16 protein-coding genes are annotated in these 19,097 nt (G+C 66.3%); 10 read left to right on the forward strand and 6 right to left on the reverse strand.

The genetic code is table 11. The annotated features are described in order from the left end of the window. Nucleotides 1-123: 123 nt before the first annotated feature. From FB478_RS11555 to FB478_RS11570, 4 genes are all read left to right on the forward strand, one after another. Nucleotides 124-1,092, forward strand: coding sequence for a hypothetical protein (locus FB478_RS11555; RefSeq protein ID WP_261377383.1), 969 nt, complete (start codon nt 124-126; stop codon nt 1,090-1,092). A gap of 88 nt (nt 1,093-1,180) precedes the next feature. Beyond that, the gene (locus FB478_RS11560; protein ID WP_144600496.1) at nt 1,181-2,401 is read left to right on the forward strand and encodes a hypothetical protein; all 1,221 of its coding nucleotides are present in this window, start codon (nt 1,181-1,183) and stop codon (nt 2,399-2,401) included. Nucleotides 2,402-2,683: 282 nt separating this feature from the next. Next, nucleotides 2,684-3,967, forward strand: a complete 1,284-nt coding sequence (locus FB478_RS11565) for a serine/threonine-protein kinase (protein WP_144600498.1) — start codon at nt 2,684-2,686, stop codon at nt 3,965-3,967. Then, the gene (locus FB478_RS11570) at nt 3,964-4,476 is read left to right on the forward strand and encodes a hypothetical protein (protein WP_144600500.1); all 513 of its coding nucleotides are present in this window, start codon (nt 3,964-3,966) and stop codon (nt 4,474-4,476) included. The genes FB478_RS11565 and FB478_RS11570 overlap by 4 nt, the downstream gene beginning before the upstream one ends. A gap of 93 nt (nt 4,477-4,569) precedes the next feature. On the opposite strand, the gene FB478_RS11575 is transcribed toward FB478_RS11570, so the two are convergent. Further along, on the reverse strand, nt 4,570-6,789 hold the full coding sequence (locus tag FB478_RS11575; protein ID WP_144600502.1) for an NADP-dependent isocitrate dehydrogenase: 2,220 nt from the start codon (nt 6,787-6,789) through the stop codon (nt 4,570-4,572). A 328-nt stretch (nt 6,790-7,117) separates the two neighbouring features. On the opposite strand from FB478_RS11575, the gene FB478_RS11580 reads away from it, so the two are divergent. Both FB478_RS11580 and FB478_RS21130 read left to right on the forward strand, forming a co-directional pair. After that, nucleotides 7,118-8,083, forward strand: a complete 966-nt coding sequence (locus FB478_RS11580; RefSeq protein WP_018771793.1) for a serine protease — start codon at nt 7,118-7,120, stop codon at nt 8,081-8,083. Next, nucleotides 8,067-8,240, forward strand: a complete 174-nt coding sequence (locus tag FB478_RS21130; protein ID WP_166673078.1) for a hypothetical protein — start codon at nt 8,067-8,069, stop codon at nt 8,238-8,240. The genes FB478_RS11580 and FB478_RS21130 overlap by 17 nt, the downstream gene beginning before the upstream one ends. 61 nt (nt 8,241-8,301) lie before the next feature. On the opposite strand, the gene purH is transcribed toward FB478_RS21130, so the two are convergent. Beyond that, entirely contained in the window at nt 8,302-9,987 is a 1,686-nt protein-coding gene (gene purH / locus FB478_RS11585; RefSeq protein WP_018771794.1) for a bifunctional phosphoribosylaminoimidazolecarboxamide formyltransferase/IMP cyclohydrolase, read from the reverse strand. A gap of 142 nt (nt 9,988-10,129) precedes the next feature. Here purH and FB478_RS11590 point away from each other — a divergent pair, with 142 nt between their 5' ends. Next, on the forward strand, nt 10,130-11,482 hold the full coding sequence (locus tag FB478_RS11590) for an MFS transporter (RefSeq protein WP_144600504.1): 1,353 nt from the start codon (nt 10,130-10,132) through the stop codon (nt 11,480-11,482). Between the two features lie 63 nt (nt 11,483-11,545). Here FB478_RS11590 and FB478_RS11595 read toward each other — a convergent pair whose 3' ends face one another. Next, nucleotides 11,546-12,496, reverse strand: coding sequence for a hypothetical protein (locus FB478_RS11595; RefSeq protein ID WP_144600506.1), 951 nt, complete (start codon nt 12,494-12,496; stop codon nt 11,546-11,548). 120 nt (nt 12,497-12,616) lie between these two features. Then, nucleotides 12,617-13,210 carry a phosphoribosylglycinamide formyltransferase gene (gene purN, locus FB478_RS11600; RefSeq protein ID WP_144600508.1) on the reverse strand — a complete coding sequence of 198 codons (594 nt, stop codon included), beginning with the start codon at nt 13,208-13,210 and terminating at the stop codon, nt 12,617-12,619. A 39-nt stretch (nt 13,211-13,249) separates the two neighbouring features. Here purN and FB478_RS11605 point away from each other — a divergent pair, with 39 nt between their 5' ends. Then, entirely contained in the window at nt 13,250-13,681 is a 432-nt protein-coding gene (locus FB478_RS11605; protein WP_144600510.1) for a hypothetical protein, read from the forward strand. Between the two features lie 14 nt (nt 13,682-13,695). Here FB478_RS11605 and FB478_RS11610 read toward each other — a convergent pair whose 3' ends face one another. Continuing rightward, nucleotides 13,696-15,012 carry a DUF6350 family protein gene (locus tag FB478_RS11610; RefSeq protein ID WP_144600512.1) on the reverse strand — a complete coding sequence of 439 codons (1,317 nt, stop codon included), beginning with the start codon at nt 15,010-15,012 and terminating at the stop codon, nt 13,696-13,698. A 436-nt stretch (nt 15,013-15,448) separates the two neighbouring features. Then, entirely contained in the window at nt 15,449-16,303 is an 855-nt protein-coding gene (locus FB478_RS11615; RefSeq protein WP_018771801.1) for a PRC and DUF2382 domain-containing protein, read from the reverse strand. A 258-nt stretch (nt 16,304-16,561) separates the two neighbouring features. On the opposite strand from FB478_RS11615, the gene FB478_RS11620 reads away from it, so the two are divergent. Then, complete coding sequence (locus FB478_RS11620; protein ID WP_056393410.1) at nt 16,562-17,719, forward strand: glycosyltransferase family 1 protein; 1,158 nt, start codon at nt 16,562-16,564, stop codon at nt 17,717-17,719. Further along, nucleotides 17,716-19,086 (forward strand): UDP-glucose/GDP-mannose dehydrogenase family protein, encoded by a 1,371-nt coding sequence (locus FB478_RS11625; protein WP_144600514.1) that lies wholly within the window; start codon nt 17,716-17,718, stop codon nt 19,084-19,086. The genes FB478_RS11620 and FB478_RS11625 overlap by 4 nt, the downstream gene beginning before the upstream one ends. Nucleotides 19,087-19,097: the final 11 nt, after the last annotated feature.

Here is a 19,097-nt window from a genome sequence, read left to right on the forward strand (position 1 = left end):
GACACCTTCAGTGCTTGTTCCCGCCCTTTGTAAAACCCCTTTAGCAAAGTCTGGACTTGCGGCAACAAGGAGTCATAGGCTTTAGCCAGCATTGATTGCACAGCTCACTGGGGGGTGGTACGCATGGCTAGCATGAGTTCGCCATGGCGTGCCCTGCGACCAGCGCTCCTGGCCGGGGCAGCCGCAGTTACTTGGCTGGCGCTTTCGTCAACTTCAGCATCCGCCGACGCCGGGCCTGACTCCCCTTCCCTGCTCGGCAGCGTCACCGGCTCGGCCTCATCCTTGGCCTACGAACTTGCGGACACTGTTTCACCGGCTCCTGCCGCCTCCCCGGCCGGACCTGCTGCAGGCCCTGGACTGGCGCAGCCTGCCGTAGCCCAGGTCGCCGGCGTTGCCGACAACCTCATTACCTCCGTTCCCGTGCTGGACCAGGTGATTCCGGCGGGAACCCTTTCCACTGTTTCCGCTCCCGTTGGGGAGATCGCCGACACCGTGACGGCCGGGGTGGTGCAGGTTGTTGTAGCCCCTGCAGCCGAGGCCGTCCCGGTACTTGAACCGGCGCTGCAGCCCGTTGCCGATCTCCTGACCGGCACCGCTCCACTTCCGCTTCCCGCCCCGGCCGTTGACGCCGTGCCGGCAGATCTTCCTTCCGGGGTTGTCCCTGGTCCCGCGGCAGCTCAGCCCGTGGCCTTGGAAATCCTTCCGGATGGGGCCGGAACGGGGCTGGAACCGGGGCAGGAACCGGATGCGTCGCCCACGGCGCCGGTTGCCGGCGGCAGCGCGGCCTTGGCAACCGTCCGCAGTGCAGCCCTGGCCAACACGTCCTCCCCGTGGGCTGGCATGTCTGTCCCGGCTGACCCCGCGTCGGGGCAGCCCCTTCCCGTCGAGCCGGCACCGCTGCCTGCCCAGGTTCCTGCCGCACCGGGATCCGGCACCGGCAGCGCTGGATCATCCGGCGGTTCATCCGGTGCCGCAGCATGGCTTAGCCCTGCCTATTTTGGTTTTGAGCGGCCTGGCGCTGTTCCCGCCGGCGAGGCCTCCGAGCACGCCCCTGCGCCGGTGTCGTTCGACCCCGGTTCTTCCCCTGACTAGTTGAGGCCGTCTGCCCCCAACGGGCAGCACGTGGCTTTACGGGCAGCTGATAAGCGCCCGAACTACCTCAACTTCAGGAGTAACCATCATGAACTGCACCCTTCGCAGGGGGCTGCTTAGCACCCTCTTTGCCGGCGGCCTTCTGGCCTTCGGCTGCGCTGCCGCAAACGCAGCGGACACCACCAGCGGGACGGATCTTTCCGCTTCCGCCCTCATCTCGGCGGCGGCGCCCGCTGGCTCGACGTCGTTGGGCCTGCTGGGTGACCCAACGCCGGCCGGCTCAACAGGCGTCGCCGCCGCAGTGGACGTGAACCTCGGCCTCGGAAGCACCGGCACCACCACCACGGACGGCACCACGGCAAACCTCGCCGTCGACGCAGCCGCAGACCTGGGACTCGCCGGCACCACCGACCTGGCCGCCGCAGTGGACGTAAACCTCGGCCTCGGAAGCACCGGCACCGGCACCACGGACGCCACCACGGCAAACCTCGCCGTCGACGCAGCCGCAGACCTGGGACTCGCCGGCACCACCGACCCCACAACAACCGGCACCACCGACCTGGCCGCCGCAGTGGACGTAAACCTCGGCCTCGGAAGCACCGCCACCGGCACCGGCACCACGGACGGCACCACGGCAAACCTCGCCGTGGACGCAGCCGCAGACCTGGGACTCGGCGGCGTGAGTGCCGGCGATACCAGTGGGCTCGGCACTACCGTTGAGGCAGTTCTCGACCTCACCATCGGTGGCGTCACCAGCAGTGATACATCGGGTGGAGTCGACGCAGGCATCGACCTCGGAGCCGGTGTGGACACCGGAACTGCGGACGCTGGCGGCTTGGATGCCGTTGTCGACCTTGGCATTGACCTGGGTATCGGACTCGGTAATGACAGCGGAACCAGCACTCCGGGCACCAACACACCCGGCACCACTGACCCGGGAACCACCACCCCGGGAGACGGCACCACCGGAGACACCGGCACCCTTGATCCCGGAACCAGCACTCCGGGGTCAGGCGACCCTGCCGGCAACGGCGGCTCGACTTCCGGCAATGACTCCACAAGCGGTACTGGTACTGCAGGAAGCGGCAACTTCACCGCTGCACCGGCAGGCTCCACCGCAGTGAGCGGGGCCATCGCCCCGGTCACCACACCGCGGAGCACTCCGACTGGCGGCAATCCTGCCCTTGCCAACACCGGCTCAGCCCACACCCGCCTGGCCAACACCGGCTGGGACGGAGCGCTGGTTCCCCTGGCACTGGTGCTTCTGGCAGGCGGACTCCTGATGCTCCGCAAGCGCAAGGTGTCCTGAGGCCTGAGTCCTGTAAGGAAACCGCCCGCGCACGCGCCTGAAGCGGCAGCACCCGGCGGGCTGACGAGAGGAGGACACCCACCGAACAACCAAGTAACAGTACAAAACATGTCATCAGCACACATGTCCTTGTAGCCAATGGTCCGGCGGCGAACGTGTTTGAAATCGCCGCCGGGCCGTCGGCGTGTCGCAACGCGAAACCCTAGGTCAATCGCTGGTTCCGCCGTCCCGCCCGTATAATTTGAGGTACGACAGTGCCGCAGCGCACCGGGAGGAACGGTCATGGTGGCGGAATCGCCTAGCTCCATCAAGAATGAAGTTGTCGGCGGTCGCTATCGTTTAGGTGAGGTCATAGGCCGCGGCGGGATGTCGTCGGTGTACTGCGCACGGGACGAAAAGCTGGGCCGTGACGTGGCGTTGAAACTCTTCGCCCCGCAGGCTCCGGATGCGGACGAGCTTAAGCGGCAGGAAGCCGAAATCCAACTTCTGGCCACCCTGAACCACCCCGGCCTGGTGACGCTCTTCGACGCCGGAATCGATGACCGCATTCCGGACGAGCCCCGGCCCTTCCTGACCATGGAACTCGTCGAGGGCCAGGACCTGCGCAGCCGCATCAGGCACAGCCGGGTACCCCTGGAAGAGCTGTCCGTGATCGGAGCCGGCATCGCCGACGCTCTGGCGTACGTTCATGGCCTGGGCATCATCCACCGCGATATCAAACCGGGGAACATCCTGCTGGTCCAGATCCGCCCGGGTGAGCCGCTGCGGCCCAAGCTCACGGATTTCGGCATCGCCAGGATCGCGGATTCCACCCGGCTCACGGCCACGGGCACCATGGTGGGCACGGCTGCATACCTCAGCCCCGAGCAGGCCCTTGGCAAACCCCTTTCGTCAGCCACGGATATCTACTCCCTTGGACTGGTGCTGCTTGAGTGCATCAAGGGCACCGTGGAGTACCCCGGCAGCGCAGTGGAATCCGCCGTTGCCCGGCTCCACCGCGCCCCGGAGATCCCCGACGACGTTCCCCCGGAATGGGCGGACCTCATCCGTTCCATGACTGGCATCGAGCCGCTGGAACGCCCTGCGGCCGCCGACATCGAAACGGCACTCCGCCAGGCACTGGTCTCGCCGGCTTCAACGCCGGGAGAACTGGCACCGGAAACCACGCGGGTGCTTCCCGCCATGCCCTTCCACCCGCCCTCGATCACCGCTGAAGAATCGGTGGATGATGTGCGCGAGGCAGCGGCCTCTACAGAGGCTGCCGATCCCGCATCAGCCGCCCCACCTGCTGCATCACCGGCTGGTTCCGGAGTGGCAACGAGCGGAGTGGCAACGGCCGGAGTGGTTGCCGGTGCATCCGCAGGCAAGGCTCCCCGCACACCCCGCCTCTCCCGGAACCAACGGATATGGCTGGTCGTCGTGCTTGGTGTCCTTGTCATTGCTGCAGCCGTGGCTGCGGTGATGATGAGCATCTCGGCCCGGCCCGCCGACGTCGTCCCTTATCCCACCGTGACCGGCGTCCTGGGCGACCATCTGCAGGAGCTGCAGAAAAGCGTGGAGCCGTGACGCCGCGGCAGACAATCCCGGGCCGGCTGGTCCTGGCTTTCTCGGCGGCCTTTCTGGCGGCAGGCTTCCTCAGCGCCTGCGCGGCGCCGGGAAACGGCCTTCAGCGCGAAGCTGCGGCACAGCTCCAGGCACGCGTGCTGGAAGTGACGCAGGCGTCGTCCCAAAACGATCCTGCGTCGGCACTGAAGGCACTGGAAGGCCTTGAAGCCGACCTCACTTCACTGCAGGCAAAGGGCAAGGTCTCGGAGGAACGGCGCCGCAGCATCACCACCGTGGCCTCCGCTGTCCGGGCAGACCTGAACGAGGTTGTCGCCGCACAGCAGGCTGCGGCCAAAGCCGCCGAGGATGCCCGGAACGCCGCGCAGGCAGCTCAAAGCCCATCCCCCACCGCCGAGTCACCCGCGCCCCAGCCGGCTCCCGCCCCGGCACCGGCCCAGGGCAACGCGGGCGGCTCCGGCGCGGACACCGGCAAGAACAGCAACGCCGACAAAGGCAAAGGCAAGAACTAGCCCGCCCATACTATAAAGAGCACAAAGAGAGGCGGTGTCCGGAACGATCCGGCCACCGCCTCTCTTTGTCAGCTGCCGCAGCAGCGGCCGGTGCTAGGCCAGGCCGGCGATGACCTGATTAAGGGTGGCGGAAGGACGCATCACCGCGGAGGCCTTGGCATCCTCGGGGCGGTAGTAGCCGCCAATGTCCACAGGTGAGCCCTGGACCTCGGCCAGCTCGCCCACAATCGTCTCCTCCTTGGAGGACAGCTCCTTGGCGACGGAACCGAAAGCGGCGGCCAGGTCGGCGTCGTCCGTCTGCTTGGCCAGCTCCTCCGCCCAGTAGCGGGCCAGGAAGTAGTGGCTGCCGCGGTTGTCCAGCTCGCCCACGCGGCGGCTCGGGGACTTGTTCTCCAGCAGGAACGTGCCGGTGGCGCGGTCCAGGGTGTCGGCCAGGACCTGCGCGCGGGCGTTGCCCGTGGTGGTGGCCAGGTGCTCGAAGCTGACGGCCAGCGCCAGGAACTCGCCCAGGCTGTCCCAGCGGAGGTGGTTTTCCTTGAGCAGCTGCTGGACGTGCTTCGGCGCGGAACCGCCGGCACCGGTTTCAAAGAGTCCGCCGCCGTTCATCAGCGGAACGACCGAGAGCATCTTGGCGCTGGTTCCAAGCTCCAGGATGGGGAACAGGTCCGTGAGGTAGTCGCGGAGCACGTTGCCCGTGACGGAGATGGTGTCCTCGCCCTTGCGGATGCGTTCCAGGGTGAAGGCGATGGCCTTGACCGGGGACATGATCTGGATGTCCAGGCCGTTGGTGTCGTGGTCCTTCAGGTACTCGTTGACCTTGGCGATGAGGTTGGCGTCGTGGGCGCGTTCCTCGTCCAGCCAGAACACGGCCGGGGTCTGCGAGGCTCGGGCGCGGGTGACGGCCAGCTTGACCCAGTCGCGGATGGCGGCATCCTTGGTCTGGCAGGCGCGCCAGATGTCGCCCTCGGAAACCTCGTGTTCGATCAGCACGTTGCCCGAGCCGTCCACGATCTGGATCCGGCCGGCTTCCTGGATCTCGAAGGTCTTGTCGTGGCTGCCGTATTCCTCGGCTGCCTGTGCCATGAGGCCAACGTTCGGCACAGTGCCCATGGTGGTGGGGTCGTAGGCACCGTTGGCGCGGCAGTCATCGATGACCACCTGGTAGATGCCGGCGTAGGAGCTGTCCGGCAGGACGGCCAGGGTGTCCGCTTCCTTGCCGTCCGGTCCCCACATGTGGCCGGAGCTGCGGATCATGGCAGGCATGGAGGCGTCCACGATGACGTCGCTGGGGACGTTCAAGGTGGTGATGCCCTTGTCCGAGTCCACCATGGCCAGGGCGGGACCGTCTTCCAGGCCCTTCTTGATCAGGTTCTGCACGCCGTCGCGCACATCCGCGGGAAGGTCCTCAAGGCTGCTCAGGATGGCGGCAAGGCCGTTGTTGGGGCTGATGCCGGCTGCCGAGAGCTGCTTGCCGTAGGTTTCGAAGAGTTCGGAGAAGTAGGCCTTGACCACGTGGCCAAAGATGATGGGGTCCGAGACCTTCATCATGGTGGCCTTCAGGTGTGCGGAGAACAGCACGCCTTCCTCCTTGGCGCGGGCCACCTGGGCCTTCAGGAATTCATCCAGGGCGGCGGCGCGCATCACAGTGCCGTCGATGACCTCGCCGGCCAGGACCGGGAAGGCCTTCTTCAGGACCTTCACCGAGCCGTCCTCGCGGACCAGCTGGATGGCGATGGTGCCCTCGGACTCGATGACCACGGACTTCTCGTTGGACCGGAAGTCATCCTGGCCCATGGTGGCCACGTTGGTCTTGGAGTCAGGGGTCCAGGCGCCCATGGAGTGCGGGTTCTGGCGGGCGTAGTTCTTGACTGACAGCGGGGCCCGGCGGTCCGAGTTGCCTTCGCGCAGGACCGGGTTCACGGCCGAGCCCTTGATCTTGTCGTAGCGCGAGCGGACGGCGGTTTCCTCGTCGGAGGAGGGGTTGTCCGGGTAGTCCGGCAGCGCGTAGCCCTGGCCCTGCAGTTCGGCTATGGCGGCCTTCAGCTGCGGGATGGAGGCACTGATGTTGGGCAGCTTGATGATGTTGGCTTCCGGCGTCTTCGCCAGCTCACCGAGCTCAGCAAGGGCGTCACCGATCTGCTGCTCGGGGGTCAGGTAGTCACCGAACTGGGCGATGATGCGGCCGGCGAGCGAAATGTCGCGGGTCTCCACCTCCACACCTGCTGTCGAAGCGAACGCCTCGATGATGGGCAGGAACGAATAGGTAGCCAGCATCGGCGCTTCGTCGGTGTGGGTGTAGATAATCTTGGACATGCGCGGGCGTCTCCCTGTGGGTCGGCTTGGTTGTGAAAATTCGGTCTATTTCACCATGTACAACTTACCCGAGGACACCAGTTTGAAGCGTACCGGAGGCCCAGCGTTACCCCTGCCGTGGGCAGGATTACAGCGATGGAGAACGGCCGACGGCGGCAGGAAACCGGGTGCCCGCCGCGCCCGGGCACCCGGCCACCAGGGCTCCATCCCGGGACAATGCAGGCCATACATGATACGTCACTACTATTTACAAATCTGTCATGGAGGGATAAATTCGCAGGGTCACACTTGGCATTCCCACGCCTTTCCCCGTTCAGACAGGACAACAATGACAAGCACCAGGTCTCTGGCTTCCGCCCTCCTGAGCCTCTCCGCGGCCGCCGTTCTGGCTTTCACCAGTGCAGGTGCCGCCACCGCAACACCAGCAGCGGCGGACGACCACACGAATCCGTCCGTTACCAGTGCTGTCCTTGACGCGGCGGGTGCTGCCGACTACTGGACACCGGAGCGGATGCAGAGCGCCATCCCCGGCGACACCCTGGCCGGCAAGGCACTGGAACGCGGCAACCGCTCCAGCGCAGCCGTCGTGGAGAAGGGCAAACCGTCTTCCACCAAGGGCACCAAGAGCACCGGCAGCACTGCCAAGAGCGAAACGCCGGTCAGCCACATCGGCAAGGTCTTCTTCACCCTGGGGGGCGCCAACTATGTGTGCTCCGGCAACGCTGTCTCATCGACCAACGGCAGCACGGTTGCCACAGCGGGACACTGCGTTAACGAGGGGCCTGGAGCGTACGCCACCAACTTCGTCTTTGTTCCTGCCTATGAGAATGGCGCAGCACCGTATGGCAAGTGGTCTGCACGGGCCCTGTACGCGCCGAGCCAGTGGGTCTCAAACGGTGACATGACGTACGACACCGGCTTCGCCGTCATGAACCCCCTGAACGGCAAGAACCTCACCGCTGTGGTCGGAGGCTCGGGCGTGGCCTTCAACCAGGCCCGGGGCCTGACTTACAAGTCCTACGGCTACCCCGCCGCTGCCCCGTACAACGGTGAGACCCTCAAGAGCTGCACCGGCACGGCAACCAATGATCCGAACAACCCGCAGTTCAACAGCCAGGGCATCCCCTGCGACATGACCGGGGGTTCCTCAGGCGGCCCGTGGTTCATCGGGACCAGCTCCGATGGCGTGCAGAACTCCATCAACAGCTACGGCTACAACCGTTCTGCCGTGATGTACGGCCCATACTGGGGCTCAGTCATCCAGGCAACCTACGCCAGTGCAGCAAAATCCTAAGGAACCCGGGCCCGACGAGGATCCTGTCAGCCACGTTGACCTGACCCAGTCACACGAGGAAGTCCTCGAGTACTGGACAAAGCAACGAATGGCAGAGGCCAAGCCCCGGGAGATCCAACTTCCGGAGCCCGGCCCCGGTTCAGCTGACCAGGACTAAGCCGGCACAACGACGACGGCGCCCGCCCCCTTTGCTCAGGGGGCGGGCGCCGTCGTTTGTCCTAGTGGAAGAAGTGGCGGGCCCCGGTGAAGTACATGGTGATGCCGGCCGCATTGGCTGCCGCGATCACCTCTTCATCGCGCACGGATCCGCCCGGCTGCACGACAGCGCGGACGCCGGCGTCGATCAGGATCTGGAGGCCGTCGGCGAACGGGAAGAACGCGTCGGAGGCAGCCACGGCGCCGCGGGCCCGCTGCGGTGCCCCGGCAGCGCTGGCGTTGGAGGCACCGCCGGCACCTTCGACGTCGGACTCCACCGTGACGCCCAGCGTGTTGGCCCGCTCCACGGCCAGGCGGCAGGAGTCGAGCCGGTTGACCTGGCCCATGCCGATGCCCACAGCTGCGCCGTTCTCGGCGAGGAGGATGGCGTTGGACTTGGCGGCCCGGCAGGCTGTCCAGGCGAAGGCAAGGTCCGCGAGGGTCTTCTCGTCCGCTGCTTCACCGGCTGCGAGGGTCCAGTTGGCGGGGTTGTCGCCATCGGCGTCCACCTTGTCGCTTACCTGGACCAGCATGCCCCCGGAGACCTGGCGGAACTCCGTGGGGTAACGGCCGTAGCCCTCGGGCAGGGCGAGCAGGCGGATGTTCTTCTTCTTGGACAGGATCTCCACGGCTTCCGGCTCGAAGCCGGGGGCGATGACCACTTCGGTGAAGATGTCCTTGACGGTGTTGGCCATGCCTGCGGTGACGGGGCGGTTTGCGGCGATGACGCCGCCGAACGCGGAGACGGGGTCGCAGGCGTGGGCCTTGGCGTGCGCGTCGGCGATGGGGTCTGCGGCGTCCTTGGAGCCGACGGCCACACCGCAGGGGTTGGCGTGCTTGATGATGGCGACGGCGGGCTCGCTGAAGTCGTAGGCAGCGCGCAGGGCGGCGTCGGCGTCCACGAAGTTGTTGTAGCTCATGGCCTTGCCGTGCAGCTGGTCCGCCTGGGCGATGCCCACCGGGGCGGCTTTGTCCACGTACAGTGCAGCCTGCTGGTGCGGGTTTTCGCCGTAGCGGAGGACCTCGGAGCGTTCCAGGGACAGGCCGGCGTAGGCAGGCCAGTCGATGACGCCGTCGCCGTCCTCGTCCAGGAACTGGCTGGCGGTCCAGGTGGCAACCGCGTTGTCATAAGACGCGGTGTGGGCGAATGCCTTGGCCGCGAGGCGGCGGCGGGTCTTCAGGTCGAAGCCGCCGGCGGCGGCGGCCTCCACCACCTGGCCGTAGAAGGACGGGTCCACCACAATGGCGACGGCGGCGTGGTTCTTGGCGGCCGAACGCACCATGGCGGGGCCTCCGATGTCGATCTGTTCGACGACGTCATCCTGGGCGGCGCCGGACTTGACGGTCTCCACGAACGGGTAGAGGTTCACCACCACCAGGTCGAAGGCTTCGATGTCCATGCTGGCAAGGGTTTCCATGTGGGCCGGAACGCGCCGGTCCGCCAGGATGCCGCCGTGCACACGCGGGTGCAGCGTCTTGACGCGGCCGTCCAGCATTTCGGGGGAACCGGTGACTTCCTCCACCTCCTGCACGGGGATGCCCGCGGCGGCGATCTTCTTTGCCGTGGAGCCGGTGGAGACGAGCTTCACGCCCGCTGCGTGCAGGCCCGTGGCGAGCTCCTCCAGACCGGTTTTGTCGTAAACCGAGATCAGGGCCCGGCGGATGGGTACACGGTCGATGGATACGCGCTCATGCTGCGTGAAGCTCACAAATGTCTCCGTCTTATCTCGCGGTACAGGGCCGCGGTTGGTGGGGATAGGGCCAGTTTATCGCGAAGGGCGCGGTTGCCCGGCGTGGACGCCGGAGTGTGAACGGGCTGGGGCGGGCTAAAGTTTTGGACAGGAGGCGGCGATGAATACATACACCACTGTGCCCAGCGGCGAACAGGTGGTCCAGGAACTGCCCTGGCGATGGAAAGTCCAGGGCAGGATCTTCCTGATCGGAGGCCTCGGCTTCATGTTCGATGCCTGGGATGTAACCCTGAACGGCATCCTGATTCCGCTGCTGTCCAAGCACTGGTCCCTTTCCGCGGGGGAAGCGGCCTGGGTGGGCACGGCGAACCTGGTCGGCATGGCGCTGGGCGCCTTCATCTGGGGGACCATCGCGGACACCGTTGGGCGCAAGAAGGCCTTCACGGCAACCCTCCTGCTCTTCTCCGTGTTCACCGTGTGCGGCGCCTTCGCCCCCGACTTCATCTGGTTCTGCGCCTTCCGGTTCCTGGCAGGATTCGGCCTGGGCGGCTGCATTCCCGTGGACTACGCACTGGTGGGTGAGTTCACGCCGCGGAAGCAGCGCGGGAAAGTGCTTACGGCCATGGATGGCTGGTGGCCCATCGGCGCTGCCCTGGCGGGATTCGTCTCGGCCGGGCTGGTGGCCCTTTACGGCGACTGGCGGCTGACCATGCTGGTGATGGTCCTGCCGGCGCTGCTGGTTTTCTGGGTCCGGCGCAGCGTGCCCGAGTCCCCGCTGTTCCTGATCCGGAAAGGCCGGCGGGAGGAAGCGGCCCGTATCATCGACGGACTGGTGGAAGCAACCGGGGCAGAACCGCGTGCCTACAGCCTTCCGGACGCCAGGGATGTCCCGCGGCTCTCCGCCGGCAGCGCCTGGACGCAGCTGCGCTCAGTGTGGCAGTTCAGCTGGAAGATCACCGCCGCCGCATGGTCCCTGTTCTTCAGCATCCTGCTGGTTTACTACTTGTCCCTGACCTGGATGCCGCGCATCCTCATCGGCGCAGGGTTCGCCGAGTACAAGGCGTTCGTCACCACAGCCTCCATGGCCGCCGTCGGCTTCCTTGGCGTGGTGGTGGCAGCGCTCCTGGTGGAGAGTGTGGGCCGCAAATGGATCCTGGCCATCACCGGCCCGCTGTCCGCTCTTACGCTGGTGATTGTGGCCTTCGTGGTGGACATCCCCACGGCCGCGGTGTTCTGGCTGCTGGTGTTCGGCTTCGTGGTGCAGGTGGCCATCCCCGTGCTGTATGCCTACGTGTCCGAGCTCTACCCCACAGAACTGCGCGGCACCGGCTTCGGCTGGGCATCCACGTTCTCGCGCCTCGGCGCAGGTTTTGGGCCGCTGATCTTCGCGAACTACTTCTGGCCGGAACTCGGGCTTGCAACGTCGTTTGCACTGGCGGGAGCCCTGGTACTGGTCTCCGTTTTGTGGATGGCGTTCTTCTCCCCCGAAACCCGCCAGCGCCGGCTGCAGTAGACGGTTCCCAACTGACTCGCAGTTGCTGTCGTTCTCGCACGTCAAAACGGCATCAACTGCGAGCTACTTTGGTACCCAGCCTCTGCTGAGAAGCGCCCCGCGCACTTTCGAGAGGGCGGACAACGCCTGGTTTTGCATGTGGCGCTTTGAGATCCTCACGAGCAGCCATCCTCCTCGGCTGAAATCCTCCTCGCGGTCGATATCCCTAACGATCTGTTGTGGCTCGGAATGGCCGTCGCCGTCGTATTCCACCGCAATCCTGTACTCCGGATAGCTCAGGTCAGGCTGACGAATGACGCCGGGGCGAAGTTCGATGGGCATGTTCAGCATCGGCTCAGGCAGGCACGCGGCGTTCAGGGCAAGCCGAAGCCGCGTCTCCGGCGCCGAGTCCGAACCAACCCGCGCCAACTCCAGGGCAAGTCTTGCCTTCCGGATGCCGGGTGTACCTTTGTGTCGATCCAACATGTCGGACAACTGCCCAAGGGTACAAAACGGCTCCGTCCTGATTTCGAACGCAGCCCTCGGCACCCGCAGAAGATGGTCCGCCACTACTGTCAGCTCCTCAACGCTCATCCTTCGGGCATTGTCCAGCCATGTCCGGGGCCTGCTGGTTACCAGCACCCCTTCCACATGCACGATCTCGTCGTCGAAGAACTGTCCTACGTGGCCGACAACGCCCTTGCGGCGGGGAATAGCCATGGTGTCCGGACGGGAAATATGGATCAGCGGGTCCTCTTGACCGGGCAAAAAACCAGGAAAACTCCAGAACGTGAAGGCCGTGGCGTGGGACACCGCCGAAAACGAAGTGATCCTCGTAAACGGCCTCAACGCTTCAGACAGGGCCGTGCCCTCTCGACCCTGGCCCGAGCCGTCTTGCGGGACCCTGATGCCGCGGCTGGGTGCGTCCAGCTCTCCGTGGCGCAGCCGCCTAAGAGTTACGCCGGCGTCGACCGCTTCCTGGCACGTAAACGGCACCCGGGCGATCTCGGCGGGAAGTGGACGAGGCGTCTTCACGCGACCATAGTCGCAAACGCTTCTGCCATCTGCCGGAGTTATCCACAGCCAGCGGCGGCGATGATTAAGTGACTCGCAGTTGTTGTCGTTTTGACGGGTCAAAACGACAACAACTGCGAGCTAGTTGGGGGGCTGGGGGGACGTGAACGAGGGGTCTGCGGCGAGGGCCGCCAAGGTGGAGACCAGGAGCCGCCGCTCCACCACCTTGATGCGTTCGTGCAGCGTTTCCTCGGTGTCTGAGTCGTCGATGGTCACGGCCTCCTGGGCAATGATGGGGCCGGTGTCCACGCCCGCGTCCGCCCAGTGGACGGTGCAGCCCGTGACCTTCACCCCGTATGCCATCGCATCCCGCACGCCATGGGCCCCTGGGAACGCCGGCAGCAGCGCCGGGTGCGTGTTGAGGTACCTGCCGTTGAACGCGTCGATGAAACCGGGGCTGACAATCCGCATGAACCCTGAAGACACCACCACGTCCGGCTTGTAGGCGGCCACGGCTTCGGTCAGGGCGGCATTCCAGTCGGCACGGTCCGGGTAGGCCTTGAAGTCCACCACGAACGTGGGGATGCCTGCGGCAGCGGAGCGTTCGACGCCGTACGTTCCTTCGCGGTCCGCGCCCACCGCAGCGATTTCCACAGCGAGCCCGCCCGCCTTGACGGCGTCGATGACTGCCTGGAGATTGGACCCGGTGCCGGAAACGAGGACGACGATACGCATTGGTCCAGCTTAGGTGCAGGCTCGCGTACGCTGGAAAACATGAACAGCGAACCGGGCCGGAGCGGGCAGCAGCAGGTCAGGCCCCCGCTCAGCGAGGCGGCGAAAGCGTCCCTCGCCAAGACCCAGACCCTGTTCCGGATGTTCGTGGTCTCGGTGCTCGGCGCGTTCTTCGTCTACCAGCTGGATGTGGGCTACCTCTGGCTGACCACGGTGCTCACCGCCTCGGGCCTGGTCCTGGGAATTGTCCTGCTGGTCCGTGCAGTCCGGTTGAAGGAATCCAAGCTGATTCTCTTGGGCACCATTTCCGGCCTGGTGGTCGCTGCCGTCATGGTGCTGCTGATTGTCACCACCATGGTCCTCTTTGACCAGGTCCGCGAGTACCAGGCCTGCCTTGGCCGTGCGCTGACGGACCGGGCCACCCACGCCTGCATGGTGCAGTTCCAGGACGTCCTGCCCACCAAGGTGCGCTAGGCCCCGCGCAGGTCCTAGTGGACCAGTTCCGCGTCCCGTTCAACAGCCGTGCTTTTCTCGCGTTCCAGCCATGGTCCGGCTGCGTAGCCAATCACGACGCCGGCAGCCACCTCGGCGGCCACCCACAGTCCCGTCCACAGCGGGTCAGGTCCAATGGCGGTCAGGCGGCCCACCCCGGCTGAACCCCTGGCAACCCAGGCCAGGCACAGGGTCAGCAGCCCCGCGGCCACGCCGGCCAGCACGCCAAGGGCGAGGGTGGAAACTGTCGCCGTGAACCAGCGGGCGTGGACCTTGATGGCAAGCCACTCATCAAAGTGGTTCTCTCCCTCCCGGAGGAACCACCACCCCGCAATGACACCGGCCAGCACCGGAACGATCATGGCCACGAAGGCGTAATCCAGGGGGCCCGAGGGGATGGCGGCCAGGACGGGGATGGACGGAAGCGGACCCACGGCGGTGCCCAGCGGACCCACCTGGGAGCCCACACCCATGGCGAAGCCGGCACCGGATGTCCAGGCGAGGGCGAAGACCACAAGGTTGGGCAGGAAGCCGAGCTGCGCGATGGTGAGGGCGGCACCTCCCACCGGGCCGGCGTCGAGCGCCTCATAGACAGACACCACAAGGTTCCAGTGGATGAACAGGTCAACTGCGAGCAGCGCTGCTGCCAACGCAAGCGCGGACACCACCGCCACGAATCCTGCCTTGGCCACCGACGCGAAGTAGGAACCGGCCCAGCGCGAATGCTGGCTGGTGCGCGAAATCCAGTCCACCGCGTCAACGCCGATGAGCCGGCTCCAGGATCCTGCTTCCCTGCGCGCGCCGATCACCATGCCCAGTCCGTACGGAACCAGGGGAACCAGCATGGCGTACCAAAGATTGATGACGACGTCGGCATTGCGGCAGACGAACCCGGTGGCGGCGCCGAAAGCCCCGTAGACCACCCAGGATCCAAGCAGCGCCTGCCACAGCTGGTCCGTGTAGGAAGCACGGGCCAGCCGGCGGCCAGCCCGCCAGGCAAGGAGGAACGGGATCAGGGTCAGGCCCAGGGGAATCAGGCTGAGGACGCCGGTTCCGCCGTGCGTGGCCGCCTGCGGTCCCGCGCCCGCCAGTTCCAGCGGCACGCCGTGTACCAGGAGCCAGGACTGGCCTGCCAGCCGGGCCAGGACCTCGAACTGTCCGTTCTGGAAACCGGCGGTGGCCCAGACAGCCACGATGGGCGCCACCACCACCAGCGCGGAAATGATGGCCGCCTGCGCCGTTTCAAGGGCTCCCTGCAGCCACAACGGCATGGGAAGGCCACGGTCTCCGGTCTGGTCAGCGCGCAGTTTCATCGTGCTCCATGGTGTCACGCCGGGTGGGCTCTGCCCGCGAACGACAGGCTCCACGGGGGTGCGGATGATCAATCAAATGACCGGGACGCCGGCGCTTTTTCCTGGAGGCCGCCGTAAAATTGGTAGAAACCAACACCCGCTGCCCCGCCGAGGGCGTGCTGCGATTTCTGCTGGCCGCCGCCGTGACCCGGCGCCAGTTCGATGACCCGGATTCCGTAAACCGGGAAAACAGGAGCCGCGAATGAGAGATGAACCGTAAGTTCTGAAGATATTCGTCCTACTGGCTGGTGCAGCCACGTTTATGCGCGGCTGCACCAGCGTTTAAAGAGTGCGGCGCCGGGAGCCTCCAAGTAGGCTCCCGGCGCCGTTCACCGTGTCAGGGCCGCTGTTTCAGCCAGCCTGCCCGCGGAACGTAGGGACGAGTCCCCCGCACCTGTCAGCGGCGGCTGCCGCCGTCTGTTTCGATGTTTTCCTTGCGGACTTCCTCGTTGACCGTGACGTCGTCGCGGACAACATCCTTGTCCAGCCGGACCCGCTCCACGGGGACGGCTTCCTTCTCCACCACCGGGCGCTCCTCATGGAGGACCACTTCGTGCTCTTCCTCGCTGATGGCCGGTCCGCCCATGGCGGCACCGCGGTTGGCGTCCGTGATGGGCTCGCGCTCAATGCGGACTTCTTCGCGCTCCACCGGGATGGTCTTGGTGACGTTCTCGGTTGTGACGTACTTGCGCAGCCGCGCGCGGCCGGTGGCCTCACGCTCCGTGCCCACGTGAAGCTGTTCCTCCGACCGCGTCATGGCGTCATCGGTGGTGGGGCCGGAGGTGTCGTGGCCGACGGTTCCCCGTGTGGTGTCGCGGTCGGAGGTGCCGTGGCCTGCCGCCAGGCCTGCCGTGGGGGTGCCGGCGTTCAGGTCGGCGTCGCCCTGCAGGTCAACGTCCCGGTCAGTGCCGGTGGTCGCCTGCGTGTAGGTCCGGGCACCGCGTTCGTAGTAGGTGTACAGCCGGTCCTCTTCCTCGGGGGTGAGGTGGCCGTCCGCGTCCACGCGGGGCGCGTCCTTGACGTGCTCCTTGGTGTAGGGGACTACCAGGTCGTCGTCCTGGTGGCGTGCGCCTTCGACCGGGATGAACGATTCGGAAGTGCCGAAAAGGCCGGTCTTGACCGTGACCCAAGTGGGCTCACCCGTGTCGTCGTCTGCGTACAACTGGCCAATCGAACCGATCTTCGTACCATCGGAACCGACGACGTTGCCGCCCTTGGTGAGAAGGTTTTCAAGATTTTCCCTGTTGAGCATGACTCTCCTTGGATGTGTCGTTGCACTGGGTCTGCCAGCAATGGATGTCCTTGCGCGGGATGTCTCCGACGCCCGGTTTCCGCCCCGGCTGCTTGAGGCTCTGCGCTGACTACCCCCCTACCGTAAGCATGCTTAGCATCGAATGCCAAGCCTACTTAGTAATTTTTTTCGGGACTGGGTCCAGTTGTTCACCGGTCCTTTGCCTCCGGGTAATGCCTACTCCCCCGCCATTTCAGGGAGGCCGCGCACGGTTGAGGGGTGAGGATCGCAATCGTCGCCGAATCATTTCTGCCGTTGATGAACGGCGTCACGCACTCAATCCTGCGGGTCCTGGACCATCTGCAGGAGCGGGGCGACGACGTCATGGTCATTGCCCCGTCCGCGCACGACGGGGAGGCCGCAGTCCACGTCAACGGCGCCGAGGTCCACCGGCTTCCAGCGGTTCCGCTGGCAGGCTATACGAACGTGCGGGTGGCCGTGGGAGGTGTGTACCGGGTCAAGCGAATCCTTGCCGAGTACGCGCCCGATGTGGTGCATCTTGCCTCGCCGTTCGTGCTGGGCTGGCGCGCCGCCCAGGCTGCCGCGCAGCTGGGCATTCCCACCGTGGCGGTCTATCAGACCGAGGTCCCCAGCTATGCCGCCCGGTACGGTGTGCCCTTTTTGGAGAACTGGGCATGGAACCGGGTGGAGAACATTCATTTACTGGCCACCCGAACCCTGGTGCCCTCCACGTTCGCGCTGAACCAGTTGCGCGGCCGGGGCATTCCGCGGGTGCGGATGTGGCGCCGCGGCGTGGACACCGCGCGGTTTTCACCGGAAAAGCGCGACGGCGGGTGGCGGGCTTCGGTGGCCCCGAACGGTGAACGGATTATCGGCTACGTGGGCAGGCTCGCCGTGGAAAAACAGGTGGAGGACCTGGCCGCCCTCTCCGGCCTCCCCAACACCCGGTTGGTGATTGTGGGCGACGGGCCCCAGCGCACGGCGTTGGAGACGGTACTCCCCGGCGCGGTGTTCACCGGGTTCCTGGGCGGCGAAGAACTGGCCCGGGCGGTGGCGTCCTTCGACCTGTTCGTCCACCCCGGCGAGTTCGAAACCTTCTGCCAGACCATCCAGGAGGCCATGGCATCGGCTGTTCCTGTGGTGGCCACGGGGCGGGGCGGTCCGCTGGACCTGGTGGAGAATTCGCGGACCGGGTGGCTTTACGAACCGGGCGACCTGGCGGCCATGCGCGCCAGGGTGCAGGACCTGGTGGGCGACGACGCCAAGCGCCGGGCGTTCGCGGCGGCAGCCCACGCGTCGGTGCAGGACAGGACCTGGCCGGCGCTGTGCGCCGAACTGGCGCAGCACTACCGGGACGTCACCGCGACGGTTCCCGGTCCCCCGCGGAAGGCGTCAAAGGCAGGAGCACCGTCATGAGGATTTCTGTAATAGGCTGCGGCTACCTGGGCGCTGTCCACGCGGCGGCCCTTGCATCCATGGGCCACTCGGTGGTGGGCATCGACGTCGATCCCGGCAAGGTGCAGCAACTGGCGCAGGGGGTGGCGCCATTCCACGAGCCCGGGCTTGACGAGCTGCTCCAGGACGGCCGCGCTACCGGAAGGCTGCGGTTCGCCACCGACCCGGCAGAGGCAAGGGGCGCGCAGGTTCATTTCCTGTGCGTGGGGACGCCGCAGGACAAGGCGTCCGACGCCGCCGACCTCACCTTCCTGGTCTCAGCCCTGGAAAGCCTGCTGCCGCACCTGGCCGCGGGCGCCGTCGTCGTGGGCAAATCCACCGTGCCGGTTGGCACCGTGGACATGCTGCGCCGCATCCTGGCGCGACGGCCCGACGTGCTGCTCGGCTGGAACCCCGAGTTCCTGCGGCAGGGCACCGCCGTCAAGGACTCGCTGGTGCCGGACCGGCTGGTTTACGGCGTGGAGGGCGGCCGGCCCGCTGCCTTCAACCCGGCAACCGGCGCACCCCTTGGGGTGGCGGCAGCACTGGATGCCGTCTATGAACCGCTGCTGGCCGCCGGGATCCCCCGCCTGGTCTGCAGCTTCGCCACGGCAGAGCTGATCAAATCGGCCGCGAACGCGTACCTGGCCACCAAGGTCAGCTTCATCAACGCCGTGGCAGGGCTGTGTGATGCTGCCGGCGCGGACGTGTCGGAGCTCAGCGAGGCGATGGGGCTGGACCCCAGGATCGGAAGCAGGTACCTGCAGGCGGGGCTGGGCTTCGGCGGCGGCTGCCTGCCCAAGGACATCCGCAGTTTCGGAGCACAGGCAGCCACACTGGGCGTGCCCGCCGTGGAGGACTGGATGCGCCTGGTTGATGCGGTGAACCTTGGGCAGCGTGAACGCACGGTGGGCCTCGCCACGGAGCTGTGCGGCGGAGCGCTGGCCGGACGCTCGGTCACTGTTTTGGGCGCCTCCTTTAAGCCTGAGACGGACGACATCCGGGATTCGCCGGCGCTGGATGTGGCGGACCGGCTGGCCGCTGCCGGGGCACACGTCACCGTCACCGACCCCAAAGCGGTCAATCTTGCCTGGCGCCGCTACCCGCGCCTGCGCTTCGAGGCGTCGACCGGGCGGGCACTCCAGGATGCCGAACTGGTGCTGCTCCTCACCGAATGGGACGAGTACCGGCGGCTGTGCCCCGCCGTCACCGGACAGCTGGTACGACGGCGGGTGGTCCTGGACGCGCGGAACGTGCTGGACGCGGCAGCGTGGCGGGAGGAAGGCTGGCTGGTGCGCGGCCTTGGCACCTCCGCCGGCACCTTGGCCACGGCAAGCGCGGTGGGCTGACGCCCGACAGG

Source organism: Arthrobacter sp. AG367 (genome assembly GCF_007828995.1).
Lineage (GTDB): Bacteria > Actinomycetota > Actinomycetes > Actinomycetales > Micrococcaceae > Arthrobacter.

What these genes read in the sequence shown, in the direction of transcription:
- FB478_RS11580 (WP_018771793.1), top strand. Translation starts at nt 7,118, where the DNA reads ATGACAAGCACCAGGTCTCTGGCTTCCGCCCTCCTGAGCCTCTCCGCG.
- FB478_RS11555 (WP_261377383.1), top strand. Translation starts at nt 124, where the DNA reads ATGGCTAGCATGAGTTCGCCATGGCGTGCCCTGCGACCAGCGCTCCTG.
- FB478_RS11625 (WP_144600514.1), top strand. Translation starts at nt 17,716, where the DNA reads ATGAGGATTTCTGTAATAGGCTGCGGCTACCTGGGCGCTGTCCACGCG.
- FB478_RS11565 (WP_144600498.1), top strand. Translation starts at nt 2,684, where the DNA reads ATGGTGGCGGAATCGCCTAGCTCCATCAAGAATGAAGTTGTCGGCGGT.
- FB478_RS11590 (WP_144600504.1), top strand. Translation starts at nt 10,130, where the DNA reads ATGAATACATACACCACTGTGCCCAGCGGCGAACAGGTGGTCCAGGAA.
- FB478_RS11575 (WP_144600502.1), bottom strand. Translation starts at nt 6,789, where the DNA reads ATGTCCAAGATTATCTACACCCACACCGACGAAGCGCCGATGCTGGCT.
- FB478_RS11605 (WP_144600510.1), top strand. Translation starts at nt 13,250, where the DNA reads ATGAACAGCGAACCGGGCCGGAGCGGGCAGCAGCAGGTCAGGCCCCCG.
- FB478_RS11560 (WP_144600496.1), top strand. Translation starts at nt 1,181, where the DNA reads ATGAACTGCACCCTTCGCAGGGGGCTGCTTAGCACCCTCTTTGCCGGC.
- FB478_RS11615 (WP_018771801.1), bottom strand. Translation starts at nt 16,303, where the DNA reads ATGCTCAACAGGGAAAATCTTGAAAACCTTCTCACCAAGGGCGGCAAC.
- FB478_RS11610 (WP_144600512.1), bottom strand. Translation starts at nt 15,012, where the DNA reads ATGAAACTGCGCGCTGACCAGACCGGAGACCGTGGCCTTCCCATGCCG.
- purN (WP_144600508.1), bottom strand. Translation starts at nt 13,210, where the DNA reads ATGCGTATCGTCGTCCTCGTTTCCGGCACCGGGTCCAATCTCCAGGCA.